This window comes from Mycobacterium sp. NGS62, from assembly GCF_059812285.1.
Genome location: NZ_JCALCK010000003.1, coordinates 20,717 through 46,868 on the forward strand (window position 1 = coordinate 20,717; position 26,152 = coordinate 46,868).

Below are 26,152 nucleotides of genomic sequence, written 5' to 3' on the forward strand. Positions count from 1 at the left end.
CTCGCCAGAGGTTTCGCTCGACGGCCCTAGGTCGCGTCGGTGTCGAACGGCGCTGGCCCGGCGCCCGGAGGTTCCGGCTCACCTAACGGCGGGTGGGCGGCCGGCTCGGGCACACCTTCCTCAACCCGGTCGAATTTTCCGGTGAACAGCGAATCGTCGCCGTCGAGTAGGTGCTTGGTCAGCGCCGCACGCGGCGTCATCCCGCGCAGCTTCTGTAATTCGCGCAGCGGCTCCCGCAGATCTTCGAACTCGGGGCCGATGTCCTCGCGCAGCTGTGTCGTCATTCCGGTGAGGTAGTCGCGGGCCTGGCGCAACGCGTTGGCACTCCACCTGATGGCGCCCGGAAGCCGCTCGGGGCCGAGCACCACCAGCCCGACCACGACGAGGACGAGCATTTCCCCCCAGCCGACATTGGCGAACACTTAGCCGTTGTCCGGGCCGGGTTTCACCGTCAGCGTGACGTGCCGGCCGTCGCGCACCACCTCGATCGGCGCATCCTGCCCGATCGTCAACTGCCGCACGGCAACCACCATCTCGTCGGCGTCGGCGACGGCACGGTTGCCAACCTTGACGACGACGTCGTTCTCCAGGATGCCGCCCTGCTGCGCGGGGCTGCCCGCCTTCACGTTGGCCACTTGGGCGCCGGAGGCGATCGCGTTGCTCACCGAGCGGGTGCTCAACCCCAGCGTCGGGTGCACGATCTTGCCGTCCTTGATCAGCGTCTCCGCTACCTGCTTTGCCTCGTTGACGGGGATCGCGAAGCCTAACCCGCTGGCGCTGTCCGACAACGACTTCCCGGCTGTGTTGATGCCGATGACCTGCGAATCCATCCCGATCAGCGGGCCCCCGGAGTTGCCGTGGTTGATCGACGCGTCGGTCTGCACCGCATCGATCACCGTGTCGGTGTCCGAACCGTCACCCGACAACGGGATCGGGCGGTGCAAGGCGCTGATGATGCCGTGAGTCACGGTGCTCCGCAGTCCCAGCGGCGCGCCGGCCGCCAGCACCTCGTCACCGACCCGTACCTTGTCCGAGTCGCCGAGCCGGGCCACGGTCAAGTTGTCGACGTTGTCCACCTTCAGGACGGCCAGGTCGGTTTTGGGATCGCGGCCGACCAGGTTGGCGGGCACTTCCTTGCCGTCGTTGAAGACAACGCTGGTCTTGAACTGGCTGGGGTTGTTGGCCGCCTCGGAGATCACGTGGTTGTTGGTGACGATGTAACCGCGACCGTCGATCACCACCCCGGAGCCCTGCATGCCCTCCTGGTCGCTGACCGACTCGACAGTCACCACGGAGTCCGCCACCGCGGCGGCGACCTTGGCGAATCGGCCGGCGGGCCCTTCGCCGTTGTCGCCGGTGGACAGCGTGACCTTCGACGTGGTGAACGCCTCGGCAACCTCGGCGGTCTTGTTGCCCACCCAACCGCCCAGGGCTCCGATCGCCAGCGCGATGGCGGCGAGCAGCGCCAAGGCACGGTAGGAGACTTTGCCGCCGAACAGCACGTCGCGGGCACCGAGCTTGCCCGCAAACCTGCCGCCGCCGCGCGGGGGGGACGGCGTCAGCGCTGGGCCGCCCAGGGCGGCGGCCGCTCCGGGGTCGCGCCAGGGGTCGTCACCGTCCTCGGACTGGTCTTTGTCCTTCTCGCCGTCCAGCGCGCCGGCGTCGGTGGGATGACGCTGCAGCGAGTCTGCGCCCGGGAACGGGCGGCCGAAGGCTTCGGCCATCACCGGGTCGGCCGGCTCGTCGTGCGGCGTGAAATCACGCTGGTCGCGGTACTTCTGCGGACGGACCAGCTGGGAGATGAACGATCCCCGCACGCCCTCGGGACGGCTGAAGGTCTGCTGCGAAGCGGGATCGACCGACGGCCGCGAGACGGGCCGCGGCGCCAGGCGGTGGCCGCCGTACTTGTCCTGGTCGGAGGTCACGTCATCCTCTTCCGAGCAGTTGGGAAATACGCGCTATGACAACGAGCGCGGCGTCAGACACCGGCTTAACCAGCCTAGTATCCACCAGGCTACCGGCGCTTACGCCGGTCAGGCGTGATGTCGTCGGCCAATTGATCCGAGAAGGCCGCGGCTTCGTCGGGCGGCGAGTGCGGAATCTGCGAGAGCATTCCGAGCAGGGTGCTGGGGATGCTGATCGGGCTGGAGTCGCGCAGCGCGGCACGCGCTCGGCCCTGATCCTCCACTTCGGTGGCGCACTGCGGGCACAGCGAAATGTGATGGGCGGCGCGCAGGTGGGCGTTCATTCGCAGCTCACCGTCGACGAATGCAGCGATGGCCTCGGTGGACAGGTGCTCGGTAGAGCCGAACTGGCGCGGCGCACCGACCGGCGCGTCGCTCTGTGAGGCGAACTGGGAGGGGAGCCAGGAGAACGCACGGCGGAACACATGTCCCCGGTCGGGCATCACCAGCTCCTCTCGACACTGCGTTGTGTTTGCATGGCGGCACTACCTTGAATGTAGCGCGCTGCCCGCGACGCGACAGCACTGAACAGCCGAGAAGCCCGAGTGTCGCCGGTTAGGCGCTGGCGCCCTCGGATCGCTCGGTGTGCTCAGGATGGGCCGCCAGATAGTCGCGCAACGCCTGCCGTCCACGGTGTATCCGGCTGCGCACGGTGCCGAGCTTGACGCCCAGCGTCGCACCGATCTCCTCATAGGAGAGACCCTCGATGTCGCACAACACCACCGCGGCCCGGAATTCCGGCGCCAATGAATCCAGCGCCGCCTGCAGGTCAGCGCCCAGCCGCGCATCGTGGTAGATCTGCTCGGGGTTGGGCTCGTCGGCGGGCACCCGGTCGTAATCCTCGGGCAACGCCTCCATCCGAACGCGGCTGCGCCGGCGCACCATGTCCAGAAACAGGTTGGTGGTGATGCGGTGCAGCCAGCCCTCAAAGGTCCCCGGCTGATAGTTCTGCACCGATCGGAACACCCGGATAAAAGTCTCCTGAGTCAAGTCCTCTGCGTCGTGCTGGCTGCCCGAGAGGCGATAGGCCAGCCGGTACACCCGATCTGCGTGCTGACGCACCAGCTCGTCCCAGGACGGCATCGCCGCCTTGTCCCCGGTTGCGTCGAAGACCGCAGTTCCGTAGGGCTCGTCAGCTGGCTCGACCCAGTCGGCGTCGCGGTACCGCTCGGGGTGCGACATGCTCGCCGGGCTCATCAATGTGGTGATGTTCGGATCCTCCGGGTTGATCTTGCCGTCAAAGGTGGACAGTGCGTCACCGCGGGCAACACGCAGACACCCGGCTGTATTCCCGGCCCAGCGCTCTCCGCGTTCCATATAGCTACCGTCGCTTATCGGCGTGTGGCCGATATGTGATGGCACTGTGCATTCACTGAGAAACCGGCCAGGCAGCCCCTTGCGCTGGGGGTTTGGCGCGCGATGTGACATTGTGCGGCTTGGACTTCCGGGCGTGTCGCGGCTCACGGGGCCAGACCGTCGTTCGGGCGCGCCTGCCCGCGTGGAGCATAGGTTGGTCTTACGCTGCGGGCATGGCCAGCACCGACGACGCAACCGGCCGGACGGCCCAAACCAGTCGGGCCGCAGCGATCTCCGCGCATGCCGAGGGGTCGATCTCCGAGGATGCGGTTTTGGCGGCAGCGCGAGACCGTGCCGTCGAGATCGGCGCCGGCGCCGTCACGCCCGCCGTCGGCGCGTTGCTGAGCTTGCTGGCCAGGCTGAGTGGCGGCAAAGCCGTCGTCGAGGTCGGCACCGGCGCCGGGGTCAGCGGATTGTGGCTGCTCTCCGGTATGAGCGATGACGGCGTGTTGACCACCATCGACATCGAGCCCGAGCATCAGCAGACCGCCAAGCAGGCGTTCAGCGACGCCGGGATAGGTCCGTCGCGCACGCGGCTGATCAGCGGCCGTGCCCAAGAGGTGCTGACCCGGCTCGCCGACGAGTCGTACGACCTGGTGTTCATCGACGCCGACCCGGTCGACCAGCCGGACTACGTGGTCGAAGGTGTACGGCTGCTGCGCTCGGGCGGGGTGATCATCGTGCACCGCGCGGCGCTGGGCGGCCGGGCCAATGATCCCGCCGCCCACGACGCCGAAGTCACCGCGGTCCGCGAAGCCGCGCGGCTGATCGCCGAAGACGAACGCCTCAACCCAGCGTTGGTGCCGCTCGGCGACGGCTTGCTCGCTGCTGTCCGCGACTGACATCTTCCGGCGCTCTTCCGGCGCTGATGGTCTGGTGAGTCACGCTTGACAGCCGACTGAACGCGCGTTTAGCCTACTGAACATGCGTTCAGCCGACTTGACCGCAGCCGCGCGAATCCGTGATGCGGCCATCGAGCAATTCGGTCAGCACGGTTTCGGGGTCGGACTGCGCGCGATCGCCGACGCCGCCGGCGTGAGCGCGGCCTTGGTCATTCATCACTTCGGATCCAAAGACGGCCTGCGCAAGGCCTGCGACGACTACATCGCCGAAGAGATCCGCAGCGGCAAATCGGAGGCGATGCAGTCGACCGACCCAGGCACCTGGTTTGCTGCGATGGCCGAAATCGAGTCGTACGCGTCGATGATGGCCTACCTCGTTCGCTCCATGCAAACGGGCGGTGGCCTTGCAAACACATTGTGGCGCAAGATGATCGACGATGCCGAGGAATACCTCGACGAAGGTGTGCGGGCGGGCATACTCAAGCCCAGCCGAGATCCCAAGGCGCGGGCAAAATATTTGGCGATTACCGGCGGGGGCGGCTTCCTGCTCTATCTCCAAATGCACGACTCCCCGACGGATTTGCGCGCAGTGCTGCGCGACTACGCCCGCGACATGGTTCTGCCCGCTCTGGAGATCTACACCGACGGCCTGCTGGCAGACGACACCAGGTACAACGCATTCCTCGCCGAAGCAGAACAGGGAGAATCCAATGCCAGTTGACAACGGCCAGGCGGCAATCGAAATCCACCACCTGACGAAATCCTTCGGCGCAGTGCGGGCACTCGACGGACTCGATCTGACGGTGCGCCAAGGTGAAGTGCACGGCTTTCTCGGGCCCAACGGCGCCGGGAAATCGACGACGATCCGCATCCTGCTGGGCGTGGTCAAGGCCGACGCCGGTACGGCCCGACTGCTCGGCGGCGACCCGTGGACCGACGCGGTGGAATTGCACCGCCAGATCGCCTACGTGCCTGGCGATGTGACGCTGTGGCCCAACCTCACCGGCGGTGAGACCATCGACCTGCTCGCCCGCATGCGCGGTGGTATCGACGAGCAACGCCGAGCCGAGCTCGTCGAGCGCTTCGAGCTCGATCCGCGCAAGAAGGCGCGCACCTACTCGAAGGGCAACCGGCAAAAGGTCTCCCTGATTTCGGCGTTCTCGTCGCGAGCCCGGCTACTGCTGCTCGACGAACCCAGCAGCGGCCTGGATCCGCTGATGGAAAACGTGTTTCAGCAGTGCGTCGCCGAGGCCCGCGATCGCGGCGCCACGGTCCTACTGTCGAGCCACATCCTGGCCGAAACGGAGGCACTCTGCGAACGGGTGACGATCATCCGGGCCGGCCAGACCGTGGAGAGCGGGTCGCTGGATTCGATGCGCCACCTCAGCCGCACGTCGATCAAGGCTGAAATGATCGGCGATCCCGGCGATCTCACCCGGATCAAGGGCGTGGAGGACGTCAGCGTCGAGGGAACCACACTGCGCGCACAAGTCGACGGCGAGAGCCTCGGCGAACTCATCCGGGTGCTCGGCGACGCCGGCGTGCGCAGTCTGATCAGCCAGCCCCCCACGCTGGAAGAGCTGTTTCTGCGTCACTACGGCACCGATGGTCAGGATGTGCGCAGCGGAGAACAGGTGCCCGCATGAGCACCACCACGCTGGACCGGCCGGCTCATCAAGCGCCGCAGCGTAGTTCGAGCTTCTCAGGCACCGTAGGGATGCTGCGGCTCTATCTGCGCCGCGACCGGGTCGTGTTACCGCTGTGGGTGCTGTTGCTTTCGGTGCCGCTGGCCACCGTTTATATCGGCAGCATGGCTAAGGTGGCGCCCACCCAGGCAGAGCGCGCGACGTTCGCGACGTCGATCATGGCGAGCCCGGCTCAGCGCGCGCTCTACGGCCCGGTCTACAACGACAGCCTTGGCGCGGTCGGCATTTGGAAGGCCGGGATGTTCTATCTACTCATCGCGGTCGCGGTCATCCTCACCGTGATGCGTCACACCCGTGCCGACGAGGAGACCGGACGCGCCGAATTGATCGACTCGACGGCGGTGGGGCGCTACGCCAGTTTGACCGCCGCGCTGCTGCTGTCGTTCGGCGCATCGATCAGCACCGGCGCGATCGGTGCAGCCGGACTGTTCACCACCGAGGTCGCACCCGGCGGATCGCTGGCATTCGGGGCGGCGCTGGCCGCCTCCGGGTTGGTATTCACGGCGGTGGCCGCGGTTGCGGCACAACTGTCGCCGAGCGCCCGATTCGGCCGGAGCGCGGCATTCACCGTGCTGGCCGCCGCTTTCACCGTGCGCGCTGTCGGTGACGCCGGTTCGGGCACCTTGTCCTGGCTCTCACCTCTGGGCTGGTCGCTGCAGGTCCGGCCGTATGCCGGAGACCACTGGTGGGTCCTGGCGCTGCATCTGGTGACGACGGTGCTGCTCACCGGGCTGGCCTACCGCCTGCTCGCCGGCCGCGATGTCGGCGCCGGGCTGATCGCCGAACGCCCGGGTCCGGCGCGAGCCGCAGCGACATTGCGCAGCGTGTCAGGGCTGGCGTGGCGGCTGGACCGCGGTGCGCTGCTGCTGTGGACGGTCGGACTGTGCCTGTATGGCTTGCTGGTCGGCAGCGTCGTGCACGGGATCGGCGATCAACTTGGCGATAGCACCGCCGCGCGTGACATCGTGACCCGGATGGGCGGCACCAGCGCCTTGGAACAGGCGTTCATCGCGATCGCGTTCGCCATGCTGAGCATGGTGGCCGCCGCGTTCGCGATCTCGCTGTCGCTGCGATTGCACCAGGAGGAAACCGGCCAGCGGGCTGAAATGCTGCTGAGCGGTGCCGTGAGCCGAAGTCGTTGGTTGGCAAGCCATCTGACGACTGCGCTGGTGGGATCTGGCGCCGCGATGCTGGTTTCCGGACTGGTCGCCGGACTCACCTACGGCGTCGCCGCCGGCGATATCAGCGGCAAACTGCCCGCAGTCGTCGGCACCGCGGCCGCGCAGCTGCCCGCGGTGTGGCTGCTTGCCGCCGTGACGCTGGCGTTGTTCGGGCTGACGCCACGCTTCACCCCGGCGGCCTGGGGTGTGTTGGTCGGATTCATCGCGTTGTACCTTGTCGGTTCGTTGTCGGCATTGCCGCAGTGGCTGTGCGACCTCGAGCCGTTCGCACACATTCCCCGGATCGGCGATGGTAGCTTCACGGCGGCTCCGCTGCTGTGGCTGCTGGTGATCGACGTGTCGCTGATCGCACTCGGCGCGGCGGCCTTCCGACGCCGCGATCTTAGAAGCTGAGGAGGCTGCTATGAAAACCATTGTCAAAGCGGCGCTTTCGAGTGTGTGGGGACTTGTGGTGTTCGGGTTGGTGGTGTTCCTGCCAGCCGGCACGTTCCATTACTGGCAAGGATGGGTTTTCCTCGGCGTATTCGTCGTATCCACCTGGATCCCCGGCATCTATTTATTGCGAACGAACCGGGATGCGCTTGATCGGCGGATGCGCGCGGGGCCGTTGGCCGAAGACCGAACGCTGCAGAAGGTGATCATCTCCGTCGCACTGTTTTCGCTGGCGGCCATGTGCGTCGTCAGCGCCCTGGACCACCGGTTCGGGTGGTCATCAGTTCCGGCCGCGGTGTGTTTGGTCGGCGATGTTTTGGTCGCGATCGGTCTTGGCCTCTCGATGCTGGTGGTCATCCAAAACGCTTATGCGGCCGCCAATGTCACCATCGAGGAGGGTCAGCGGGTCGTCTCCACCGGGTTATACGGGATGGTGCGACACCCGATGTACACCGGAAACCTGATCATGATGCTGGGGATCCCGCTGGCGCTCGGCTCGTACTGGGGGCTGGTTTTCGTCATCCCGGGCCTGATCGTGCTGGCTGTTCGCATTCGCGATGAAGAACAGCTTTTGCAAGAGGATTTGAGCGGATATCGGCAGTACACCGAGCAGGTGCACTACCGGCTGCTGCCTTACGTGTGGTGACCGAGCGCCGCACCCCCGCCGCGACAGTGCGCAAACCCGGAAAAGAGCTCGGCGTGTCGGGCGGGAACACGCACGCTCGCGAAAAACCGGCGCGGGTTAGATCCAGACGCCTTTGCCCACCGCGACCACTCCGCCGGCGCTGATCGCGAAGCGTTCGCGGTCTTTCTCCAGGTCCACCCCGACCATCTCGCCCGGTCCGACGACCACATTTTTGTCCAGGATCGCGTGGCGTACCACCGCACCGCGACCGACCCGGGTGCCCGGCATGATCACGCTGCCCTCCACGATCGCGCCGTCGTCGACGACGACGTTCGACGACAGCACCGAGTTACGCACCGACGCCGCCGAGATGATGCTGCCCGCGCCCACCACCGACTCCTGGGCGGATCCGCCGTTGACGAACTTCGCCGGCGCCAGGTTCTCCGTCGCACCGTGGATCGGCCAGCGTCGGTTGTACAGGTTGAACACCGGATGCACCGATACCAGGTCCATGTGGGCGTCGTAGAACGCGTCCAGCGTCCCCACGTCGCGCCAGTAGCCCCGATCGCGATCGGTGGCACCGGGCACCTCGTTGTCGGAGAAGTCGTAGACCGCGGCCATCCCGTCGGACACCAGCCGCGGAATGATGTCGCCGCCCATGTCGTGGTCGGAGTGGTCGTCTTCGGCGTCGGCGCGGATGGCGTCGATGAGCACCTTGGTGGTGAAGATGTAGTTGCCCATCGAGACGAACGTGGCCTCGGGATCGTCGGGCGTGCCCGGTGGCTCAGTCGGTTTCTCGACGAAGCTGTGGATGCGGCCGGACTCGTCGGCGTCCAGACACCCGAATGCAGTGGCCTCCGCCCGCGGCACCCGGATCCCGGCCACCGTCGCGCCCGCCCCGCTGCGAATGTGAAATCGCAGCATCTGCTCGGGGTCCATCCGGTAAACGTGGTCAGCGCCGAAAACCACGATGTATTCCGGGTCTTCGTCGAAGATCAGATTCATCGACTGGTAGATCGCGTCGGCGGAGCCGGTGTACCAACGCGGGCCGAGCCGCTGCTGCGCCGGAACCGGGGTGATGTACTCGCCGGCCAGGCCGCTCAGTCGCCAATTCTGTGAGATGTGCCGGTCCAGCGAATGCGACTTGTATTGAGTGAGAACGCAAACCCGCAGGTAGCGGGCATTGACAAGGTTGGACAGCACGAAGTCGATCAGCCGGTAGGCGCCGCCGAAGGGAACCGCGGGTTTGGCCCGGTCTGCGGTCAGCGGATACAACCGCTTGCCCTCCCCGCCGGCCAGGACGATGCCCAGCACGTGTGGCGCTTCCCTCATGGTTTCAAACCTATCGGCCGCTGAACACTGCTGCCACGTCAATCGACTGATTACCCGGCGTGGACGGGCTGTCCGTCAAGGTATTTGGTTCGGCGCGACGCGCCGCAACCGTTACCGTGCGGAGTATGCGGGTGGCGATGATGACTCGGGAGTATCCCCCTGAGGTGTACGGCGGCGCCGGGGTGCATGTCACCGAACTGGTCGCGCAACTGCGCAACCTGTGCCGCGTCGACGTGCACTGCATGGGCGCCCCCCGGCCGGGGGCCTTCGTTTACCAGCCCGATTCGCGGCTAGAAGGCGCAAATCCGGCGCTGGCGACGCTGTCGTCCGATCTGGTGATGGCCAACGCCGCCCTGAACGCCGACGTGGTGCACAGCCACACCTGGTACACCGGCCTGGCCGGGCATCTGGCCGGTCTGCTCTACGACATTCCGCATGTGTTGACCGCGCATTCGCTGGAACCGTTGCGGCCGTGGAAGGCCGAACAGCTCGGCGGTGGCTACCGGCTGTCGTCTTGGGTGGAACGCACTGCCATGAGTGCAGCCGATGCGGTGATCGCCGTCAGCTCTGGGATGCGCGATGACGTCTTGTCCACTTATCCGGCTTTGGATCCGTCCCGGGTGCATGTGGTGCACAACGGTATCGACACCGACGTGTGGCATCCCGTCGAGCCGAAACCAGGCGAGTCGCTGCTGGCCGAATTGGGGGTCGACCCTCGCCTGCCCACGGTGGCGTTCGTCGGGCGGATCACCCGCCAGAAGGGCGTTGGTCATCTCTTGGCCGCCGCCCACCGGTTCAGCCCCGAGGTGCAGTTGGTGTTGTGCGCCGGGGCGCCCGACACCCCTGAGATCGCCGCCGAAGTCGCGGCGGCCGTCGCCGAGCTGGGTCAGCGGCGCAACGGCGTGTTCTGGATCCGCGAAATGCTCCCCATCTCGCGGCTTCGTGAAATATTCTCGGCGGCAACGGTTTTCGTATGTCCATCGGTATACGAGCCGTTGGGAATCGTCAACCTCGAAGCAATGGCTTGCGCGACGGCCGTGGTGGCCTCAGACGTCGGTGGGATACCTGAGGTGGTGGCCGACGGCGTCACCGGCTCGCTGGTGCACTACGAGGCTGACGATTCAGCCGGTTACCAGAGCCGTCTGGCCGAGGCGGTCAACGCTTTGGTCGCCGACCCCGAGAGGGCAAAGCGCTACGGTCAGGCCGGACGACAGCGGGCTATCGCGGAATTCTCCTGGGCGAACATCGCCGAGCAGACGTTGGAGATCTATCAAAAGGTGGGTAGCTAGCGGCGGGCGCTCAGCTGGTGACGCCCTTGAGTTCGTCGCCGAGTGCGGCGGCTTCGTCGGGCGTCAGCTCGACGACGAGTCGGCCACCGCCCTCCAGCGGCACCCGCATCACGATGCCGCGCCCCTCTTTGGTCGCTTCCAGCGGACCATCACCGGTCCGGGGCTTCATCGCCGCCATCGAGTGCTCCCTCCAGGTTCGAGCTGCCCCGCCGTCAACTGCCAATTCACCCCCCCATTGTTCCCTATCGACACCGGCAGGGTGTACAAGACCCGGGTGCTGGCCTACGCGGGCGTGTCTAACCCGCTAGCCGATGGCACCCAGCAGGTGCGCAGGTGGTCGTCGACCATCCCCGTCGCCTGCATCAAGGCATAGGCGGTGGTAGGTCCCACGAACCGGAATCCGCGCCGCTTCAATTCCCGGGCCATCGCGGTGGATTCCGCGGTCGCCGACGGCACTTCGGAGGCGTCGGCGGGCCGTCGCGAGATGGGTCGCGGCGGCGGCGCAAACGACCACAACAGGTCGGAGATATCAACTCCGCTGGCGACTCGCGCGTTGGCGATGGTCGCCTCGATCTTGGCGCGATTGCGCACGATGGAATCGTCAGACATCAGCCGGGTCACGTCGGCATCGGTGTAGCGCGCGACCGACTCGATGTCGAAACCGGAGAAGGCGCGGCGGAAGTTCTCCCGCTTCTTGAGGATGGTCAGCCAGGACAGCCCGCTTTGAAACGCCTCCAGGCTCAGCCGCTCGAACAGCGGCACCCGGCCATACAGCGGCCGGCCCCATTCGTTGTCGTGGTAGTCGCAATAGAGGTCACCGGTTGCCCAACTGCAGCGGCTGCGTCCGTCGTCGGTCACTCGGGGTCCTCATCGGCGTCCGGTTGTCCGGCCTGCACCGACGCGAGTTGGCCGCGCAACTGGTCGAGCTCCCGGCCGAGCCGGTCCAGTACCCAGTCGACCTCGCTGGTCTTGTAGCCGCGCAGCACCTGGCTGAACTTCACTGCGTCGACATCGGCCCCGGTGACACCGGAGGCCGGCAGCACTGTCGCGGTCGTCGCCCGGGGCAGCGGCGGCAGCTGCTCCCCGCGGCCGTACAGCATGCTGGCCACGCCGAACAGCACGATCGCCACCAGGATCAGCACCACCAGATACAGCAACACCAACGCCACGTCACCGATCCTGCCTTATCCCGGCCTGCTCAGCGCGGCCGCAGCGTACTCATCGGTGGGCGGTCGGACAGCGACACCGGCGACGTGCGCGGCGTGAACCCGTCACCGTCGACGAAGAACTGGGTCAGACCCACCCCGGAATCGGGGATGCCGCAGCGGGAGAGCAGCGTGGCCACCACCTGCCGGCTCATCGGGCCCAGTTCGGCAAGCGGCCGGTTGCGGTGGGCCCGTACACCGAGGTTGACCTGGGCGATTGCATCGAAGCCCAGCCTGTCGTAGGTGTCGACCAGCAGGCCGATCTCCACTCCGTAGCCCGGCGCGAAGGGCAGTGACGTCAGCAGTTCGCGAGTGGCCGCGTATTCGCCGCCCAGCGGTTGCAGCACCCGGCCCAGCTCGGGCCGCAGCGCCGCGAGCAGCGGTCGCGCCACCAGCTCGGTGACCCGACCCCCGCCGGTGCCGTCGGTGTTGAATGGCCGCCGGTAGAAGCTTTTGACCAGGTGGGTGCCGTCGCCGGCGAGCAGCGGGCCGACCAGCCACGGCACGAACATCGGGTGCGGGTCGATCAGGTCGGAGTCGACGAACACGATGATGTCGCCGCTGGTGGCCGCCAGCGAGCGCCACAGCACCTCGCCCTTGCCGGCACGCGGGGCGACATCGGGCAGCGCTTGTTCGCGGGTGACGACCCGGGCGCCGGCGGCGATGGCGCGGATCTCGGTGTCGTCGGTCGAGCCGGAGTCCAGCACGATCAGCTCGTCGACCAGCCCGCCGAGCACCGGCGAGATGCTGTCGATGACCGATTCGATGGTGCTTTCCTCGTTGAGGGCGGGCAGGACCACCGAAATGGTGCGGCCGGCCTTCGCGGACACCAGTTCGTCGACCGTTTTGGGGTGACTCCAACTGCGGTCGGGCAGCCAGGTGTCGCCGGGCAGCGCGGCCAGGATTCCGTCGCCGACGAGATCGACCAGCTCTGATGCCGTCATGCCAATCCTCTCACCGTGCGTGTCGGCGGTCGTCGTCCTTGAATCGACGCCACCATCTCCAGCACCCGTCGGGTGGGGGCGACCTCATGCACCCGGAACATCCGGGCGCCGGCCGCGGCGGCCAGCGCGGTCGCGGCCAGGGTCCCCTCCAGCCGTTGCGTCAGATCCACGCCCAGAGTCTCCCCGACGAAATCCTTATTGCTCAACGCCATCAACACTGGCCAGCCAGTGTCAACAAGATCTTCCACATGACGCAACAACGCCAACCCGTGGAAGGTGTTCTTACCGAAGTCGTGGGTCGGGTCGATCAATACCCGGTCGCGGTCCACCCCGGCGGCGACGGCTCGTTCAGCAGCGGCGGTGACCTCACCGATCACGTCGTCGACCACGCCGCGGGTGCTCAGGCCGTAGCTGACCCGAAAGGGCCGGGTGCGCGGAGACACGCCGCCGGTGTGTGAACAGACCAGCCCCGCCCCGAATTCGGCGGCCACCTCGGGCATCTCGGGGTCGACGCCGCCCCAGCTGTCGTTGATCAGATCGGCACCCGCCCGGCAGGCCCGTCTGGCCACCGTGGAACGCCAGGTGTCGACGCTGATCAGTTGGTCGGGGTAGGTCTCGCGCAGCCACTCGATGAACGGCACCACCCGGGCGGTCTCGGTTTCGGTGTCAATGCTCTCCCCAGGGCCGGCCTTGACGCCGCCGACGTCGACGACGTCGGCCCCATCGGCGATGACCCGGTGCGCGGCGGCCTTGGCCGCATCGTCGCTGAAAGTGGCGCCGCGGTCGTAGAACGAATCCGGGGTGCGGTTGACGATCGCCATGATCAGCGGACGGTTGGCCGCGACTGGGCGGCCGCACAGTGTTGACTGCACCCGTCTATGGTGCCCGCCCTGGCCATCGAGACTGCGCCCAGGGCGACCAGACCCCGGGCAGGCTCGACTGACGCGCCGCTAACCTTGCGGTCGCTTACCGGCTGCGACCTCGTCGGGGTAGTCGTCGTAGAACGGCACGTAGCCGTCGTCGCGGCCGGCCAGTACGTACAGCGGGTCGTCGATGCCGGGGCCGTAGGCCTGCTCACGCAGATCCACCTTGCGGCTCTTGAAGGTCGTAGTGTGCTCCATGGACTCCACCACCCGCACGAACAACGGCAGCGCATACACCGGCAACCGCTCGTAGAGGGTGCGCGCCAGCGCCTGGCCGTCGAACTCGGCGCCGTCGCGCAGCTTGACCGCAGCCATCCCCGCGCGGCCACCGGTGCGTGGGATTTCCACGCCGAAGACCGCGGATTCCTCGACAGCCGAGTCGAGTCCCAGCGCCGCTTCCACCTGGGTGGTGGCGACGTTCTCGCCCTTCCACCGGAACGTGTCGCCGAGCCGGTCGACGAACGCGGCATGCCCCATGCCTTGCGGATTCATCACGTCACCGGTGTTGAACCAGCAGTCGCCCTCGCGAAAAGCGTTGCGCACCAACTTCTTCTCGCTGGCGGCGGGGTCGGTGTAGCCGTCGAACGGCTGCAGTTTGTTGACCGGGCTGATCAGCAGACCGGGCTCGCCGGGAGGGACCCGGCGCACCCGGCCATTCTCGTCGCGCAGCGGGGCACCGGTGTCGGGGTCGTACTCGACGTAGGCCAACGGCAGCGGCGAAATCCCGGTCGTCTTGGGCACATTGAAGATGTTGATGAACGCGGTGTTGCCCTCGCTGGCGGCGTAGAACTCACAGACCCGCTCGATGCCGAACCGGGTGGTGAACTCCTCCCAGATCTCTGGGCGCAGGCCGTTGCCGGCGATCAGCCGTACCTTGTGTGCGCGGTCGGTCGGCTTGGGTGGCTGGTTGAGCAAATAGCGGCAGACTTCGCCGATGTAGATGAACGCCGTTGCGTCGTAGGCGATCACCTCGTCCCAGAACTGCGACGCTGAAAACTTCTTACCCAGCGCCAGTGTCGCCCCGGAGTTGATCACCGACGACACCGCGACCGTCAACGCGTTGTTGTGGTAGAGCGGCAGGCAGCTGTACAGCGTGTCGCTGCTGTGCAGTCGCAGACCCAACCCACCGAACGCGGCCAGCGCGGCCAGCCACCTCCGATGGGTCATCACACTGGCCTTGGGATGCCCGGTGGTGCCGGAGGTGAAGATGTAGAAGGCGGTGTCCTTGGCCAACACCGCCGAGGCCGACGGCGGATTGGTCGTGGGCGCGGTGGCGGCCAGCCGCTCCAGTTCCTCGATGGTCAGCGGCTCGGCGCCGGGAGCGCCGCATTCACTGATGACGTCGACCAGGTCGGACTCGGCGACCAGCACCTTGGCGTCCAGCAGACCCAGGCTGTGGGCCAGCACCTCGCCGCGCTGGTGGTAGTTGATCATGCCGGCGACGGCGCCGCATTTGACCACGGCCAGCATCATCAGCACCGCGTTGGGCGAGTTGCGCAACACGATCCCGACGACGTCGCCGTGGCCGACACCGCGGGCGGCCAGCACCGCGGCGTAGCGATTGGCCGTCGCATTGGCCTCGGCGTAGGTCAGTTGCTGTTCACCGAACCGGAGGAACACCCGCTCGCCGTAGCGGGCGGCCCGGTCCTGAAACACCTTGCCGATCGACGCCTTGGACGTGGGCCGGGCCAGCAGCCCGGTCAGCGCTCCGCGCACCATCACCGGCACGTCGGCGATGAGACCGGGCACCCGGGTTGCGATATCGACCAGCCCGACTTCGGACACGTGGCACCTCTCTAGGTCCGCCATTCCCACTGAACTTGGCGGCCAGCCTAGCCGGTGACGATGCAGACCGCGGAGCGGTCTGAGGAGGAGCCGGGCCATCTAACCTAGCCCAGCGTGAACCCAAGGTCACACTCGTCGACGAACGTGAACCTGGCTTCACGCTCGCGAGGTAATCCGGGCGCCTCAGCCGGGCGCGCAGGCGTCCAACGCAGCATCGACCTGGTCGACCACGATCAGCCGGTCCAGCGCGGCCTGAGCGACGTAACCGGTATCGATCAGCCCGTAGAGCCAGGCCCGTAGCCCGTCGAAGTGCCCGCGCGGGTCGAGCATCACCACGGGTTTGTCGTGCATACCGAGGTATCCGCCGGTCCAGGTCTCGAACAGCTCCTCGAGGGTGCCGATGCCGCCCGGCAGGGCGAGGAACGCGTCGGCGCGATCTTCCATGACTTGTTTGCGCTCCCGCATGGTGTCGGTGACGATCAGCTCGTCGGCGTCGGTATCGGCCAATTCACGGTGGACCAGCATTTTGGGGATCACGCCGACGGTCCAACCGCCGCGAGCCCTGGCCGCGGTGGCCAGCGCGCCCATCGCCGAGACGTTGCCGCCGCCCCACACCAACGTCCAGCCCCGCTTCGCGATCGCCGCGCCGACCTCGGCGGCCAGGGCCAGCAATTCGGGGTGCGTGGGTCCGGAAGCGCAATAGACACACACCGCCCACGCTTCGGACCGCCCCATGCCGGAAAGGCTATCCGGCGGTGGCCGGGCACCGTAAACTCCGGCGGTGCCGATTCGGTGGAACGTCCCCCAACACGCGGCCGCATTGGAGCAGTTGAAGACGGCACTGGGCCGCGACGTTCCCGGCGCGCAGTCCGGGGCGGTGGTGCTGGGGCCCGACGGTATCGGCAAATCCACATTGGCTCGGCTGGCGGCCGAGCATGTCGTCCAACAGCACCCGGCCACGCTCACCCAGTGGGTGACCGGCACCCCGACCGAGCGCGTCGTGCCGTTCGGAGCCTTCAGTCATCTGGTCGAGATCGCCGACATCGGCAAGCCGGCCGCGCTGTTGCGCGCGGCCCGGCAATCGCTGGCCCGCGGCGCGCAGGAAAGCGATCTTTTGCTCGTCGTCGACGACGCGCACCACCTGGACGTCCTCTCGGCCACGCTGGTCTACCAGTTGGCCCTGGCCGGTGTGGCCCGGATGGTGGTCACCGCCCGTGCCGATGCCGCGCCGGCGGCGATCGCCGCGTTGTGGACCGACAACCTGCTCGGTCGGATCGACATCGAGGCACCCGCCGGCGCCACGTCTTCCGCGGAGGTCGACGCATACCTCAACGAGTTGCCCACCGGCGCCCGCTCGGTGCTCGACTATCTCGCGGTACAAGAGCCGCTGGCGCTTACCGACCTCACCGCCCTGACCGGCGACGGCGCTATCGAGCAGGCCATCGAACTCGGTGGGGCCGAGACCCGGGTGCGCGGCGGGCAGAGCGCGGATCCTGTCGTGTACACCGCTCACCCGCTGTTCGCCGAACGTGCGCTGATCGCCCTCGGCAGCGAGGGGATACGACGACTGCGCACCGAGGTGGTCACGCTGCTGTCGCGACAGCCCTCGATCCATGTCAGCGACCGGCTGCGGCTGGCGTCGCTGGCGGTGGACAGCGATGCGCCGCAGCCCGTCGACGAGGTGGCAGCGGCCGCGCAGCAGGCGTTGCGGCTGGGCGACCTGCCGTTGGCCAGCCGGTTGGCCGGCTCGGCCGTCGACCGCGGCGCCGGATTGCCGGCGCGGCTGGCGCTGGCTTATGCGCTGGCGTGGCAGGGCCGGGGACGGGAGGCCGGCGCGGTGCTGGCTGCCGTCTATCCGGACACGTTGTCGGAGACCGAGTTGATGGCCTGGGCGCTGCCGCGGGCGGCCAACCAGTTCTGGATGCTCAGCGAGCCGGAACGGGCGACCACGTTCCTGCAGACCACCCGTAACCGGGTCACGGCGCCGGCGGCGCGGGCCATGATCGACGGGCTGGCGGCGACCTTTGCCATGAACGCGGGCTCCCCGTTGCGGGCATTGCGCGTGGCCGATGAGGTGCTGGCTTCCCCGCATGCCGGCGACATCGGGTGGGCGGCTTCAGCCGCAGCGCTGTGCTCGGCCCGGATCGGCCGCTTCGGCGACGTCGAGACGCTCGCGGCGAGAGCGGTGGCCGCCGAGCATCCGGGTTTGTTGAGGTTCACCAGTGGCTTCGCCCGGGTCACGGCGCTGCTGATGGCCGGGCGGCTGGACGCGGCGCGCTCGTTGGCGCAGCGCCATACCGATTTCGCCGAGCTGCAGCAGCCGGGACGAGCGATCGGCGAGGTGTTGGTCGCCTATGTGGCGATTGCCCAGGGCGACTTCGACACCGCGGTGACGCTGCTGGAGCCCGCTGCCGCCACGCTGGAGCGCACCGGCTATTCATGGGGCCCGCTGTCACTGTCGCTGCTCGCGCAGGCGCTGGGCCAGCAAGGCGAACAGCTCGCGGCGGCAAAGGCTTTCAGCCGCGCGGAGTCGAGGCACGGTCTGAAGTCGGCACTGTTCACTCCGGAGCTGGCATTGGCCAAGGCGTGGTCGAAGGCGACGCGCAGCGATACCACCGGCGCCATCGTCGCCGCCCGGGAAGCCGTGCAGGCCGCCGAACGCGGCGGGCAGTCGGCGATCGCGCTACGGGCGCTGCAGGACGCGGCCCGACTCGGCGACACCAGCGCGGTGTATCGCGCCGAACGCCTGGCACTCGAAGTGGACTGTGTGCTCGGCCGGCTCACGCTGGCTCATGCCCGCGCGCTGGCGGCCGGTGATCCGGTCGCGCTGGCCGACGTGTCCGCCGACCTGGCCGATGCGGGATTGCTTCCGGCGGCCGTCGATGCCGCCGGGCAGGCCAAGCGTGCTCAGCTGGATAGGTAGCGGCGCAACATGTCCACCGCGGCGCTGATCTGCCCAACCGGCACCCGCTCGTCGCGACAATGCGCCACGTTGGGGTCGCCAGGACCGTAGTTGACCGCGGGGATACCGCGGGCCGCGAACCGCGAGACGTCGGTCCAGCCGTATTTCGCCCGGACCTGCCCGGCCGCCGCCTCGACCAACGCCTTGGCGGCGGGCTTGCCCAGGCCCGGCAGCGCGCCGGCGGCGGAGTCGGTCTGTTCGATCCGGACATCGAGCCCGTCGAACACCTCGTGCACGTGTTCCAGCGCGGCCTCCGGCGAGCGGTCGGGGGCGAACCGGAAGTTGACCGTCACCGACGCCGCATCGGGGATGACGTTGCCGGCCACGCCGCCGTCGATGCGGACCGCCGAGAGGCCCTCGCGGTAGGTGCAGCCGTCGATGTCGACGTCGCGGGCCCGATAGGCCGCAAGCCGGTCCAGCACAGCGCCCAGCTTGTGGATCGCGTTGTCGCCCAACCACGATCGCGCCGAATGAGCGCGTGTTCCGTTCGCGTGGATCGCGACGCGCAGCGTGCCCTGACAGCCGGCCTCGATGTAGCCGGCGGTCGGCTCGCCGAGGATCGCCACATCGGCGGCCAGCCATTCGGGCAACTCACGCTCGATGCGGCCCAAACCGTTTGAGGCGGCGTCGATTTCCTCACAGTCGTAGAACACCAGGGTCAGGTCGTGCGCCGGGTCGGTGACGGTGGCGGCCAGGTGCAGGAACACCGCGTCACCGGACTTCATGTCGGCGGTGCCGCATCCGTAGAGCAGGTCGCCGTCTCGGCGACTGGGCACGTTGTCGGCGATCGGAACGGTGTCGAGGTGCCCGGCCAGCAGCACCCGCGTCGGGCGGCCGAGGTCAGTGCGGGCCAGCACGGCATCGCCGTTACGCAGGATTTCGAACCCCAGAGACCGGGGCGTCTGAGCGCGCAGCGCGGCCTCGACCTCGTCGGCGATGAGTGCTTCGTGCCGCGACTCGCTGGGGATGTCGACCAACGCCGCGGTCAGCTCGATCGGATCCCCGGCTAAGTCCAGCACACTGCCAGCCTAGTAGCGTGGCCACCGTGACTGCAGCTTCGGGTATTGGGCTGGCGACACTCGCCGCCGACGGGTCGGTGCTCGACACTTGGTTCCCCGCACCAGAACTGATCGATGCCGGTGAGAGCGGCACCGTACGACTGTCGGTGGCCGAGGTTCCCGACGAGTTCGCTGCTTTGGCGGGCCGCGACGACGACCGCGGTACCGAGACCGTCGCGGTGCGCACGGTGATCGGTTCGCTGGACGACAAGCCTGCCGACGCCTACGACGCCTATCTGCGCCTGCATTTGCTTTCGCATCGGCTGGTCGCGCCGCACGGGCTCAACGCCGACGGGTTTTTCGGCGTGTTGACCAATGTGGTGTGGACCAATCACGGGCCTTGCGCCGTTGAAGGTTTCGAGGTGGTGCGGGCGCGGCTGCGTAGTCGCGGACCGGTCACCGTCTACGGCATCGATAAGTTTCCGCGGATGGTCGACTACGTGGTGCCGGCCGGGGTGCGGATCGCCGACGCCGACCGGGTGCGGTTGGGCGCGCACTTGGCCCCCGGCACCACGGTGATGCACGAGGGATTCGTCAACTACAACGCGGGAACGTTGGGCGCGTCGATGGTGGAGGGCCGCATCTCGGCGGGCGTGGTGGTCGACGACGGCTCCGACATCGGCGGCGGCGCGTCGATCATGGGCACGCTGTCGGGCGGCGGCACCGCGGTTATCTCGATCGGCAAGCGTTGTCTGCTCGGCGCCAATGCGGGGTTGGGCATCTCGTTGGGCGACGACTGTGTCGTCGAGGCCGGCTTGTATGTCACTGCCGGCACCAAGATCGCGATGCCCGGCGGAGCCGCGGTCAAGGCTGGTGAGCTCTCCGGCGGCAACAACATGCTGTTCCGTCGCAATTCGCTGAGCGGCGCGGTCGAGGTGGTGTCCCGCGACGGCCAGGGCATCGCGCTCAACGAAGACCTGCACGCCAACTAGCTGCGCCCGTCTTGGCGCGAGCGTGCGTGTCTGTACGCCGACACGCCGCAAACTGCGTGCGACTGCGCACGTTCGCGGTTAACTCAACAGCTCCTTCTTGAGCACCTTGCCCATCGCATTGCGCGGCAGGCTGTCGACAAGACGGACCTCACGCGGCCGCTTGTGTACCGAAAGTTGCTGGGCCACATAGTCGATCAGCTCACCGGTGTCGGCGTCACCGACGACGAACGCGACGATACGCTGTCCCAGGTCCTCGTCGGGCAGCCCGACGACGGCCGCCTCACTCACGCCGGGATGGCCCAGCAGCACCGTCTCGATTTCACCGGCCCCGACCCGGTATCCGCCCGACTTGATCAAGTCGACCGACTCGCGGCCCACGATGCGATGCATCCCGTCGCCGTCGACCACCGCAGCGTCACCGGTGCGATACCAGCCGTCGGCATCGAACGCCTCGGCGGTCGCGTCCGGCCGGTTCAGGTAGCCGTCGAACACTGTCGGACCGCGAACCTGAAGCCGCCCAATGGTTTCCCCGTCGCACGCCACCAAACCACCGGCGTCGTCGACCAGCCGGGTCTGCACGCCGGGCAACGGCAGGCCCACCCAGCCGGGACGGCGTTCCCCGTCGGCGCGGGTGGACACCGTGATCAGCGATTCGGTAGCACCGTAGCGTTCGACGGGCGCGTGCCCGGTAAGCCGGACCAGCTGCTCGAAAACCGGCACCGGCAACCCCGCGCTGCCCGACACCAGCAGCCGCGCCGGCCGCAGCGCCTCGACGGCGGCGGTGTCAGAAACTATCCGCGACCACACCGTCGGCACGCCGAAATACAGCGTGCCCCCCGCTGCGGCGTAGCCCTCGGGCGTGGGTTTTCCGGTGTGCACGAAGCGGTTTCCGACCCGCAGCGAACCGAGCAGACCCAACACCAGGCCGTGCACGTGAAACAGCGGCAACCCGTGTACCAAGACGTCGTCGGCGGACCACTGCCAGGCCTGCGCCAACGCGTCCAGATCCGCGGCGATGGCGCGCCGGCTCAGCGGCACCCCCTTGGGTGGACCGGTGGTGCCCGAGGTGTAGATGATCAGCGCGGTAGCCTCGGGCGCCGGCTCGGGATAGCGGTGCCATGAGCGGGCGTGCAACCGCACCGGAATGTGTGGCAGACCCTCAGGCTCATCCGGCGGCGGACCCAGCCAGGCCTGGGCACCGGAATCGGTCAGGATATGGCGTCGCTCGGCCTGGCCGACGTCGGCGGGCACCGGCACCACCGGGACGCCGGCGAGCAGGCAGCCCGTGACCGCCAGCACCGTCGCCGGGGTCGGGGTGGCCAACACCGCAACGCGGCCAGCGCCGCTGACTCGCTCGGCCACCGACGTGGCGGCGCCAACCAGGTCGCTGCGGCTCAACGTCACGTCACCGATACGTACGGCGTCACCGATATCCGTGGCCGCCGCGGGGTTCAGCGAGGTCAGCAGCACGTGAGCGAGATTACCGGGCGCAACTCATGCCCGGTCCAGTCGCTCAAGGGCAAGGTCGGTGATGGAGTGCGGAAATGCCGCGAGCATGTCGTCACCATCCTCGAGATGCCAGATTCCGGAGAGCGCAGACCACGACGCGATCCAGCGCAACAGGTCATCGCGGTCGAGGTCGGCGGTGCCGGCCACGATATGCAGCCGCACGTCGAAGTTCGCGACGGCCTCCTCGGGCGTGAAGTTGGTGAAGATGTTGCAGTAGTCGAACTCTCGGGGGCCCACGATTCCCTTGGGGTCGATGGCCAACCACCCTCGATTCGCGCCGTCGAGCACGTTTTCGTGGTGCAGATCGCCATGCAGGAGCACCGGCGGGGCGTCGCGCTGCAAAAGCTGGTCCGCAATCTGTCTCACCCGATCGAACCGTGGGCTGGTATCGGCGAACAGGGAAGCGAACCAGCCACGCAGGGACGGGAATTCAGTCAAGCTCTCGGGAGTGTTGCTGTGGAGTCGGGCTGCTACGGCACACAGCGCCCGGGTGGCAGCGGTGTCGTCGGTCACCTGCGAACGTAGTGTTGCCCCCACCCGTTCCAGCACCATCGCGTTGCCGTCGCGTGCGAGTAGCCGGACAGCGCCGCCCCCATCCCATTCCTCCAGCGCTCGCGCGCCGGCGAGTTCCTCCGGTTCGTTTGTCACCTTCAACAATGCCGGTCGTCCCTCGAAGGTCACCGGTGCGACCACCGACGCAAGAGATGGCCACGGCGCCCCGTCGGGACAAACCCCGAGCCGGATCAGCGCATCGTCGACCTCCGCGGTCGACGGCTTCGGCATCAGCGGCACCCGACCCATGATTCCAAGTCGCGGCTACTGGCGTGGCGACTAATATTAATGAATAATATCCGTTAAATAGCCCACGACGGAAAGGCACCGAGGTGAACGACGAGCGGCGTAGCCGCGGGCCACGTAACCGGCAGCGTGAGCGTGTGCTTGAGCTGGTCCGTGACCACGACGGACCGGTCGACGCGGCCGAACTCGCCGCGCAGCTGGAGCTGCACGTGACCACTGCGCGCTTTCACCTCGACGCGCTGTGCGACCAGGGCGTCGTCGAGCGCACCCGCATCGCGCCGACCGGCGTCGGCCGTCCCCGTACCGGCTACATCGCGGTGCAGGGCCAGCTGGACTACCAGATCCTCGCCGAAGTCCTCGCACTGGAGCTCGGCGACACGGCCGACAAGCGCCGGCGCCGCGCCCAGCGCGCCGGGCGGCGCTGGGCCGAGGGCATCACCACCCGCTCAACGATGGATCCACCAGCGGCACAAGCGGGTGAGGTGCTCGATCGCCGGGCGCAGCGAACGACAGAGGTTTTCCAACGGATGGGTTTCGGGCCGGAACTGATCTCTACCGCAAGCACCCATCGACGCACGATCCGGTTGCACGGCTGCCCGGTGCGCGAACTGGCCGCCGCACACCCGGAGGTCGGCTGTGCGCTGCACATGGGACTGCTCGAGGGTCTCGTCGCCGGCCGCGAAAGTTCACGGCTGCAGGCCGAGCTGCAACCGTTCGTCGAACCGGAATTGTGCATCGCGCACGTGATCGCCAATGACTGACGTGCAGGTACTACCGGAGCAGGACTGCGCGGACCTGACGGATCGCGCCGATGTCGAGGCGTTGCTGCGACGGTTCTATGGCCGTGTGCTCGACGACGACGTTCTGGCTGAGCCCTTCAGCGAGGTGCGCACCCGGGGACTGGATACGCACATACCGAGGATGTGCGACTTCTGGGAGACGGTGCTGTTCCGTGCCGGTCTCTACAAGGGCAGTGCGCTGCACGCACACCGCCACGTCCACGACAGGACTGAGTTGTCCGGCGGTCACTTCGTCCGCTGGCTGACGACCTGGCAGAACACCGTCGACGAGATGTACAGCGGGCCGGTCGCCGAGCAGGCGAAGGTCCAGGCCGCCCGGATCGCCTGGGCCATGCATCGGCGATTGACCGGCGCTGACGCTCCCGACCTCGACGCCCTGCTGAAGCGCTGACTGAGCCGCCCGCAAGCGGTGGACAAAAGTCCTTTCGACCTGAGGTCTTCCTGCTCTGGGCCGACCGGTGAGAGCACGGCAGCCTAAGAGTGACACCAGTTTCTGCACTGCACCGAAGGTGGCACGGCCGATGAATGCGCACTTTCCCGATAGCGACGCGATCCGGACAGCCCTCACGCTGGCCGGCCGGGCGCCGTCGATCTACAACTCGCAACCCTGGCGCTGGCAGGTCAGCGACGACGCGCTGGACTTGTTTGTCGACCCGGGCTTGCAGTTGCCCGGCGCCGACCCCGACGGCCGGGAGCTGATTCTGAGTTGCGGTGCCGCGCTGAATCATTGCGTGATCGCGCTTGCCACGCTGGGCTGGCGCGCCCGCGTGCACCGACTGCCCGACCCGGACAACCCCGATCACTTGGCGCGGATCGAAGTGTGTTGCTGTGACGTCGATCAGGTCGATGTCATGCTGGCGGCGGCAATCCCGCGGCGGCGAACCGATCGGCGAATCTACAGCTCCTGGCCGGTGCCCGACGGCGACATCGCGTTGATGGGAGCGCGCGCCGCCCGGACCGGCGTGATGTTGCGCCGCGTCGACCCGGTGGACAAGCTCAACAAGATTGTCGCGCAGGCGGTCTGGCGCCACGCCGGCGACCATGACTATCTCGCCGAACTCACCGCGTGGAGCGGGCGGTACGGCTCGGTGGCCGGCGTGCCTGCACGCAACATACCGACGCCCACCTCGGCTGCGGTGATACCCGGGCGGCTGTTCGCCGGTCCTGCACTGGCGCAGCCGCCCGGCGTCTCCCCCGCCGAGGACAACGCGGTCATTCTGGCGTTGGGCACCCAAGTAGACGACCGGTTGGCCCGCCTGCGCGCCGGCGAAGCCACCAGCGTCGTGCTGTTGACCGCCACCTCGATAGGTTTGGCCAGTTGTCCGGTCACCGAGCCGTTGGAGATCGCCGAAACCCGCGACGCGATTCGCTCAGACGTGTTCGGCGCCAGCGGATACCCACAGATGTTGCTTCGGATCGGCTGGGCCCCGGCCAACGCCGATCCGTTGCCGTCGACGCCGCGCCGCGCAGTCAGCGACGTCATCGAGTGGCGAAACGAGTGTGAGCAACATGCTTTCGCATAGCAAGCCTCCAGCTGGGTAAGCGGCTACAGATGGCTTGCCCGCACGGTCAGCACTGGGCAGTCGACGGGCCTATCTGAATCGCAACCCCGCATGCCAGTCACGAATACCTCTATCGAATCCGCGTTTTGGGCAAGGTAGCGGCGAAGGCTGCCACGCACGACGGTCGGTTCGATCGCCACGTCGGGGTACAGTCGCGTCCAGCGGGCGATTTGACGGCCCAGATGCGCTCGCGCCAAACGTTTCCCGTCGCTGATGTCTTCGGGTACCTCTGGAAACCATGCCACGGCCGCGCGGAGCGGCACTCCCCGTAGCTGCGCCTCTTCGAAGGCATGGTGCAGCGCTATCCCGTTGTCCACCTCGACCAGAATGCTGCGCTGCTCGAGGTTGACCGCCGGGCCGCGGGGCACGCCGATGACGGCCACCGGACATTGGGCCAGCGCGGGCAGGACCGCTGCGACGGAACCGGCACCGCGGCATGCGTGTTTGGTCCCGATAGAGCCGACGCAGACCATCGCAGCAGACCGCGACTCTTCGGCCAATCTGGCCAGCGGCTTCCCGGTCAGCGTCTCGGTTTCGATCTTGACCGGTTTCCCGGTGGCCTCGACGGCGCGCTGCGCGCGGCACAACACCGTACGCGCAGAAGCGAATTGACTGCGATCGGAACCAGTGGCAGACGAATCCGCCGGATCGACGACGTACACCAGACGCAGCGCGATATCCCGGCCGACGGCCTCGTCGACCGCCCAGAGCGCCGCCTGGATCGCGGCCCTGGATCCGTCCACGCCTACCACAACTGCGGGAGCTGAACAAGAGTCACACATCGCGATCACCTTTGGTCCAAAGGCTCAACGTATTTCCTGATGATCACGTTAGGAGTGCGGGGCCGGCCCGCTGAGGGCCGTTTGTCACTTCACGGTTCGGCATTGGTCCTTTTTGCGAGGTTTGCTGTAGCACAACCGACGTCGTAACGGCATGATCGTGCGAAA

The 26,152-nt window shown here is 67.5% G+C and carries 27 protein-coding genes; 11 read left to right on the top strand and 16 right to left on the bottom strand.

All coding sequences use genetic code 11. The annotated features are described in order from the left end of the window. Nucleotides 1–26 precede the first annotated feature (26 nt). The 4 genes from tatB to sigE all read right to left on the bottom strand — a co-directional run bounded on the left by tatB (nt 27) and on the right by sigE (nt 3,281). On the bottom strand, nt 27–422 hold the full coding sequence (gene tatB / locus AC5Y49_RS09500; protein ID WP_499886411.1) for a Sec-independent protein translocase protein TatB: 396 nt from the start codon (nt 420–422) through the stop codon (nt 27–29). Beyond that, the gene (htrA, locus tag AC5Y49_RS09505) at nt 423–1,925 is read right to left on the bottom strand and encodes a serine protease HtrA (protein WP_499886412.1); all 1,503 of its coding nucleotides are present in this window, start codon (nt 1,923–1,925) and stop codon (nt 423–425) included. It lies immediately after the preceding gene. Between the two features lie 89 nt (nt 1,926–2,014). Next, the gene (rseA, locus tag AC5Y49_RS09510) at nt 2,015–2,407 is read right to left on the bottom strand and encodes an anti-sigma E factor RseA (protein WP_499886413.1); all 393 of its coding nucleotides are present in this window, start codon (nt 2,405–2,407) and stop codon (nt 2,015–2,017) included. A gap of 112 nt (nt 2,408–2,519) precedes the next feature. Further along, nucleotides 2,520–3,281 carry an RNA polymerase sigma factor SigE gene (sigE, locus tag AC5Y49_RS09515; protein ID WP_499886414.1) on the bottom strand — a complete coding sequence of 254 codons (762 nt, stop codon included), beginning with the start codon at nt 3,279–3,281 and terminating at the stop codon, nt 2,520–2,522. A gap of 212 nt (nt 3,282–3,493) precedes the next feature. On the opposite strand from sigE, the gene AC5Y49_RS09520 reads away from it, so the two are divergent. From AC5Y49_RS09520 to AC5Y49_RS09540, 5 genes are all read left to right on the top strand, one after another. Then, nucleotides 3,494–4,162: an O-methyltransferase gene (locus AC5Y49_RS09520; protein ID WP_499886415.1), complete on the top strand. Its 669-nt coding sequence runs from the start codon at nt 3,494–3,496 to the stop codon at nt 4,160–4,162. Between the two features lie 82 nt (nt 4,163–4,244). Continuing rightward, nucleotides 4,245–4,883 carry a TetR/AcrR family transcriptional regulator gene (locus AC5Y49_RS09525; protein ID WP_499886416.1) on the top strand — a complete coding sequence of 213 codons (639 nt, stop codon included), beginning with the start codon at nt 4,245–4,247 and terminating at the stop codon, nt 4,881–4,883. Further along, a complete protein-coding gene (locus AC5Y49_RS09530) occupies nt 4,873–5,808 on the top strand; it encodes an ABC transporter ATP-binding protein (RefSeq protein ID WP_499886417.1) in 936 nt (311 codons plus the stop codon). The genes AC5Y49_RS09525 and AC5Y49_RS09530 overlap by 11 nt, the downstream gene beginning before the upstream one ends. Continuing rightward, nucleotides 5,805–7,442: an ABC transporter permease gene (locus AC5Y49_RS09535; RefSeq protein ID WP_499886418.1), complete on the top strand. Its 1,638-nt coding sequence runs from the start codon at nt 5,805–5,807 to the stop codon at nt 7,440–7,442. Before AC5Y49_RS09530 ends, AC5Y49_RS09535 begins: the two co-directional genes overlap by 4 nt. A gap of 10 nt (nt 7,443–7,452) precedes the next feature. After that, nucleotides 7,453–8,127 (top strand): methyltransferase family protein, encoded by a 675-nt coding sequence (locus tag AC5Y49_RS09540; protein WP_499886419.1) that lies wholly within the window; start codon nt 7,453–7,455, stop codon nt 8,125–8,127. 96 nt (nt 8,128–8,223) lie between these two features. On the opposite strand, the gene glgC is transcribed toward AC5Y49_RS09540, so the two are convergent. Further along, on the bottom strand, nt 8,224–9,438 hold the full coding sequence (gene glgC, locus AC5Y49_RS09545; RefSeq protein WP_499886420.1) for a glucose-1-phosphate adenylyltransferase: 1,215 nt from the start codon (nt 9,436–9,438) through the stop codon (nt 8,224–8,226). A 125-nt stretch (nt 9,439–9,563) separates the two neighbouring features. Here glgC and glgA point away from each other — a divergent pair, with 125 nt between their 5' ends. Beyond that, complete coding sequence (gene glgA, locus AC5Y49_RS09550; protein WP_499886421.1) at nt 9,564–10,727, top strand: glycogen synthase; 1,164 nt, start codon at nt 9,564–9,566, stop codon at nt 10,725–10,727. Between the two features lie 10 nt (nt 10,728–10,737). Here the strand turns inward: glgA and AC5Y49_RS09555 are convergent, their stop codons facing one another. The 7 genes from AC5Y49_RS09555 to log all read right to left on the bottom strand — a co-directional run bounded on the left by AC5Y49_RS09555 (nt 10,738) and on the right by log (nt 16,319). Continuing rightward, on the bottom strand, nt 10,738–10,905 hold the full coding sequence (locus AC5Y49_RS09555; protein WP_003406247.1) for a DUF3117 domain-containing protein: 168 nt from the start codon (nt 10,903–10,905) through the stop codon (nt 10,738–10,740). 104 nt (nt 10,906–11,009) lie between these two features. Next, a complete protein-coding gene (locus AC5Y49_RS09560) occupies nt 11,010–11,585 on the bottom strand; it encodes a DNA-3-methyladenine glycosylase I (RefSeq protein ID WP_499886422.1) in 576 nt (191 codons plus the stop codon). Next, entirely contained in the window at nt 11,582–11,896 is a 315-nt protein-coding gene (locus tag AC5Y49_RS09565; protein ID WP_499886424.1) for a DivIVA domain-containing protein, read from the bottom strand. The genes AC5Y49_RS09560 and AC5Y49_RS09565 overlap by 4 nt, the downstream gene beginning before the upstream one ends. Before the next feature lie 29 nt (nt 11,897–11,925). Further along, nucleotides 11,926–12,876, bottom strand: coding sequence for a glucosyl-3-phosphoglycerate synthase (locus AC5Y49_RS09570; RefSeq protein ID WP_499886426.1), 951 nt, complete (start codon nt 12,874–12,876; stop codon nt 11,926–11,928). Beyond that, on the bottom strand, nt 12,873–13,697 hold the full coding sequence (gene folP / locus AC5Y49_RS09575; RefSeq protein WP_499887214.1) for a dihydropteroate synthase: 825 nt from the start codon (nt 13,695–13,697) through the stop codon (nt 12,873–12,875). The genes AC5Y49_RS09570 and folP overlap by 4 nt, the downstream gene beginning before the upstream one ends. Nucleotides 13,698–13,826: 129 nt before the next feature. Next, nucleotides 13,827–15,608, bottom strand: a complete 1,782-nt coding sequence (gene fadD6 / locus AC5Y49_RS09580; RefSeq protein ID WP_499886428.1) for a long-chain-acyl-CoA synthetase FadD6 — start codon at nt 15,606–15,608, stop codon at nt 13,827–13,829. 159 nt (nt 15,609–15,767) lie between these two features. Continuing rightward, a complete protein-coding gene (log, locus tag AC5Y49_RS09585; RefSeq protein WP_499886429.1) occupies nt 15,768–16,319 on the bottom strand; it encodes a cytokinin riboside 5'-monophosphate phosphoribohydrolase in 552 nt (183 codons plus the stop codon). Between the two features lie 46 nt (nt 16,320–16,365). Between log and AC5Y49_RS09590 the strand changes: the two genes are divergently transcribed. After that, nucleotides 16,366–18,507: an AAA family ATPase gene (locus tag AC5Y49_RS09590; RefSeq protein ID WP_499886431.1), complete on the top strand. Its 2,142-nt coding sequence runs from the start codon at nt 16,366–16,368 to the stop codon at nt 18,505–18,507. Here the strand turns inward: AC5Y49_RS09590 and dapE are convergent. Continuing rightward, nucleotides 18,492–19,565 carry a succinyl-diaminopimelate desuccinylase gene (gene dapE, locus AC5Y49_RS09595; protein WP_499886434.1) on the bottom strand — a complete coding sequence of 358 codons (1,074 nt, stop codon included), beginning with the start codon at nt 19,563–19,565 and terminating at the stop codon, nt 18,492–18,494. The two genes, AC5Y49_RS09590 and dapE, sit on opposite strands and share 16 nt — an antisense overlap. 17 nt (nt 19,566–19,582) lie before the next feature. Here dapE and dapD point away from each other — a divergent pair, with 17 nt between their 5' ends. Next, the gene (dapD, locus tag AC5Y49_RS09600; RefSeq protein ID WP_499886435.1) at nt 19,583–20,536 is read left to right on the top strand and encodes a 2,3,4,5-tetrahydropyridine-2,6-dicarboxylate N-succinyltransferase; all 954 of its coding nucleotides are present in this window, start codon (nt 19,583–19,585) and stop codon (nt 20,534–20,536) included. 78 nt (nt 20,537–20,614) lie between these two features. On the opposite strand, the gene AC5Y49_RS09605 is transcribed toward dapD, so the two are convergent. Continuing rightward, the gene (locus tag AC5Y49_RS09605; protein WP_499886437.1) at nt 20,615–22,006 is read right to left on the bottom strand and encodes an acyl-CoA synthetase; all 1,392 of its coding nucleotides are present in this window, start codon (nt 22,004–22,006) and stop codon (nt 20,615–20,617) included. Nucleotides 22,007–22,030: 24 nt separating this feature from the next. Beyond that, complete coding sequence (locus AC5Y49_RS09610) at nt 22,031–22,828, bottom strand: aminoglycoside phosphotransferase family protein (protein WP_499886441.1); 798 nt, start codon at nt 22,826–22,828, stop codon at nt 22,031–22,033. Between the two features lie 101 nt (nt 22,829–22,929). On the opposite strand from AC5Y49_RS09610, the gene AC5Y49_RS09615 reads away from it, so the two are divergent. From AC5Y49_RS09615 to AC5Y49_RS09625, 3 genes are all read left to right on the top strand, one after another. After that, on the top strand, nt 22,930–23,604 hold the full coding sequence (locus AC5Y49_RS09615; RefSeq protein ID WP_499886442.1) for a helix-turn-helix transcriptional regulator: 675 nt from the start codon (nt 22,930–22,932) through the stop codon (nt 23,602–23,604). Beyond that, nucleotides 23,597–24,034: a group III truncated hemoglobin gene (locus AC5Y49_RS09620; RefSeq protein WP_499886444.1), complete on the top strand. Its 438-nt coding sequence runs from the start codon at nt 23,597–23,599 to the stop codon at nt 24,032–24,034. Before AC5Y49_RS09615 ends, AC5Y49_RS09620 begins: the two co-directional genes overlap by 8 nt. 130 nt (nt 24,035–24,164) lie before the next feature. Next, a complete protein-coding gene (locus AC5Y49_RS09625) occupies nt 24,165–25,166 on the top strand; it encodes an Acg family FMN-binding oxidoreductase (RefSeq protein WP_499886446.1) in 1,002 nt (333 codons plus the stop codon). Between the two features lie 23 nt (nt 25,167–25,189). Here the strand turns inward: AC5Y49_RS09625 and AC5Y49_RS09630 are convergent, their stop codons facing one another. Continuing rightward, a complete protein-coding gene (locus AC5Y49_RS09630) occupies nt 25,190–25,987 on the bottom strand; it encodes a universal stress protein (RefSeq protein ID WP_499886448.1) in 798 nt (265 codons plus the stop codon). Nucleotides 25,988–26,152 lie beyond the last annotated feature (165 nt).